Source organism: Bradyrhizobium sp. Ses1, assembly GCF_059512365.1.
The window spans coordinates 1-2856 of the sequence record NZ_JCAMOQ010000143.1 but is presented as its reverse complement, the minus strand read 5'-3'; the positions used below and the strand labels follow the sequence as shown (position 1 = coordinate 2856).

At 64.8% G+C, this 2856-nt stretch carries 4 protein-coding genes; all 4 read left to right on the top strand.

The features are described from left to right. Window positions 1–14: 14 nt before the first annotated feature. The 4 genes from tnpA (at window position 15) to AC5ZG5_RS45910 (ending at window position 2806) form a co-directional block, all read left to right on the top strand. Window positions 15–425 carry an IS66-like element accessory protein TnpA gene (gene tnpA, locus AC5ZG5_RS45925; RefSeq protein WP_456647207.1) on the top strand — a complete coding sequence of 137 codons (411 nt, stop codon included), beginning with the start codon at window positions 15–17 and terminating at the stop codon, window positions 423–425. Continuing rightward, window positions 422–769, top strand: a complete 348-nt coding sequence (tnpB, locus tag AC5ZG5_RS45920) for an IS66 family insertion sequence element accessory protein TnpB (RefSeq protein WP_130584126.1) — start codon at window positions 422–424, stop codon at window positions 767–769. The genes tnpA and tnpB overlap by 4 nt, the downstream gene beginning before the upstream one ends. A 74-nt stretch (window positions 770–843) precedes the next feature. Continuing rightward, window positions 844–2421: an IS66 family transposase gene (gene tnpC / locus AC5ZG5_RS45915; protein WP_456647208.1), complete on the top strand. Its 1578-nt coding sequence runs from the start codon at window positions 844–846 to the stop codon at window positions 2419–2421. Between the two features lie 13 nt (window positions 2422–2434). Beyond that, window positions 2435–2806 carry a DUF3024 domain-containing protein gene (locus AC5ZG5_RS45910; protein ID WP_456647209.1) on the top strand — a complete coding sequence of 124 codons (372 nt, stop codon included), beginning with the start codon at window positions 2435–2437 and terminating at the stop codon, window positions 2804–2806. Window positions 2807–2856: the final 50 nt, after the last annotated feature.

The window sequence follows — 2856 nt, the reverse complement described above, 5'->3', positions numbered from 1 at the left end:
TGAGAACTGTCCTTATGGACAGTGATAGGCGCAGTGCCCAAGTCGAACGGCTTGAGGTGGTGGACACGGGCCGGCGGCGGCGTTGGTCCGAGGACGAGAAGCTCAAGATCGTCCTGGAGAGCTTACAGGCGCCGCGCCAAGTCGCGGCAACGGCGCGGCGGTACGGCGTTTCGCGGTCACTGCTGCTGCGATGGCGACGCTCGTTTCGGCCGGAGCCGAAGGATGCCGCCGATCAACCTGGCTTCGTACCGGCGATGGTGGTCGCGGAATCGGGGTCGACGCCTTGTCCAGTCGCGCCGGCCAGCAGCGGCGGGGCGATCGAGATCGAGTTTGCGACCGGAACTCGGATGCGGATCACGGGTGCGGTCGACGCGGCTACGCTGAAGGCCGCCGTGGCGGCGCTGGCAGATGGACGGCTACGGTGATCCCCATTGCGTCGGGCGTCCGGGTGTGGATTGCGACCGGCCATACAGACATGCGCCGCGGCATGAACTCGCTGGCCTTGCTGGTGCAGGAAGCCTTCAAGCGAGACCCGCACGGCGGCGATCTCTATGTGTTCCGAGGCAAGAGCGGCAAGCTGATCAAGATCCTCTGGCACGATGGGCTCGGGATGTCGCTCTACGCCAAGCGGCTGGAGCGCGGCCGCTTCCTGTGGCCATCGTCGGCTGATGGCGTGGTGACGATCACACCAGCCCAGCTTGGCTACCTGCTTGAGGGCATCGACTGGCGGATGCCGCAACACACCTGGCGACCGCAGGCGGCGGGCTGATCGCTGGGATTTGAATCGGTGGCACGATCGGCGGTTCTGACAGAGACCGCGTCTTGTGATTCTCTGGTTCGGCGATGGCCGCTGATGATTCTCTTCCCGACGATGTGACCACGCTGCAGGCGATGCTGCGCGCCGAGCGAGCGGCCCGGTTGGCCGCGGAAGCCGAGGCCCAGGCGGGGAGCTTGCTGATCGAGAAGCTCAAACTCACGATCAAGAAGCTCCGGCACGAGCAGTTCGGACAGTCCTCCGAGCGAGGCGCATTGCTGGACCAGCTTGAGCTGCAGCTCGCCGACCTCGAGGAGAACGCGGCGCAAGCCGAGACCGCGGCGCAGATGGCGGCCGAGAAGATTGCGGTGCCATCGTTCGAGCGCCGCAAGCCAGCTCGCCGGCCGCTGCCGGAGCATTTGCCGCGGGAGCGCATTGTCTATCCCACACCTGCCACCTGCCCATGCTGCGGCGACAGCCGATTGCGCAAGATCAGCGAGGACGTGACTGAGACGCTGGAGCTCGTTCCTCGCCAGTGGAAGGTGATCCAGCACGTGCGCGAGAAGCTCGTCTGCCGGGCCTGCGAAGCGATCACCCAGCCGCCGGCTCCCTCGCATCCGATTGCGCGCGGGCGCGCCGGGCCCAAGCTGCTGGCCCATGTTCTGTTTGGCAAGTATGGCCTGCACCTGCCGCTCCATCGTCAGAGCGATGTCTACCAACGTGAAGGCATTGATCTCGACGTATCGACGCTCGCGGACTGGGTAGGTGCCTCCGCGGCAACCCTGATGCCTCTGGTCGATGCGATCCGGGGCCACATCTTCGCAGCCGAGCGCATCCACGCAGATGACACCACGGTGCCGGTCCTGGCCAAGGGTAAGACCCGGACCGGCCGGCTCTGGACCTACGTGCGCGACGACCGTCCGTTTGCCGGCCCAGCCCCACCGGCGGCCGTGTTCTTCCACTCGCCGGATCGGGGCGGTGCGCATCCGGAGCAGCATCTGGCGGGCTATGCCGGACTGATGCAGGCCGACGCCTACGCCGGCTTTGGCAGGCTCTACGAGGCCAATCGCAAGGGCGGCCCGATCATTGAGGCCGCGTGCTGGGCGCATGGCAGGCGCAAGTTCTTCGATCTCGCCCGGCTCAGCAAGGCGCCGATTGCGGCCGAGGCGGTCAAGCGCATCGACGTTCTGTTCGCCATCGAGCGCGAGATCAACGGCCTTGCTCCGCAGGAACGCCTGCGCGTACGCCAAGAGCGTAGCCGTCCCTTAATCGTTGAGCTGGAAGCGTGGCTGCGCGAGCAGCGCGCCAAGCTCTCAAGGAACAACGACACGACCAAGGCGATCAATTACTACCTCAGCCGCTGGGATGCATTTACCCGCTTCCTTGACGACGGGCGCTTGTGCATGTCGAACAATGCCGCCGAACGCGAGCTGCGGGCCGTCGCCGTGGGCAGAAGAAACTGGACCTTCGCCGGCTCCGATGAGGGCGGCCGGCGTGCGGCCGCGATCTATACCCTCATCGCCACCGCCAAGCTGAACGACATCGATCCACAGGCCTGGTTGGCCGACGTGCTCGCCCGCATCAACGATCATGCTATCCAGAGGTTGGATGAGCTTCTGCCCTGGAACTGGCGCAAGCTCGTGCCGAGCCATGTCGAGGCGGCGTGAGGCAAAAATACAGATGAGAGCGAGCGGCCTGTCAGCGGCAGACAAATCGGCGGTGACGGCCGCTTGCCAGCAGCTGATCGATGACTTCCTTAAGCCCCGCTTCCTGCCCACTATCCGGCCGACGCAGTTCAACTACCCCGTCGATATCCTGGGAAAGTGGCACGGCACCAAATATCGGCTCATTCAACGCTACCGCTCCGGCTTCCCGGAGAATCTCGGCGAAGAGTTCGACGCCCCGTTCGCCCGTCTCGACTGGATTAGCCGCAATCGCTTCGACATCCAGTGGCACCGTCACACCGGAGAATGGTTCTGCCTCCATCGCGGCCTTACCCTTGCCGAAGCGATTGACACGCTCAGATCCGACGGATTGCTCCACCCAACTTAAACACTGGAACTCTGCAAGTCAGCTACCCGCGGTCCTCGCCGGACGGATAC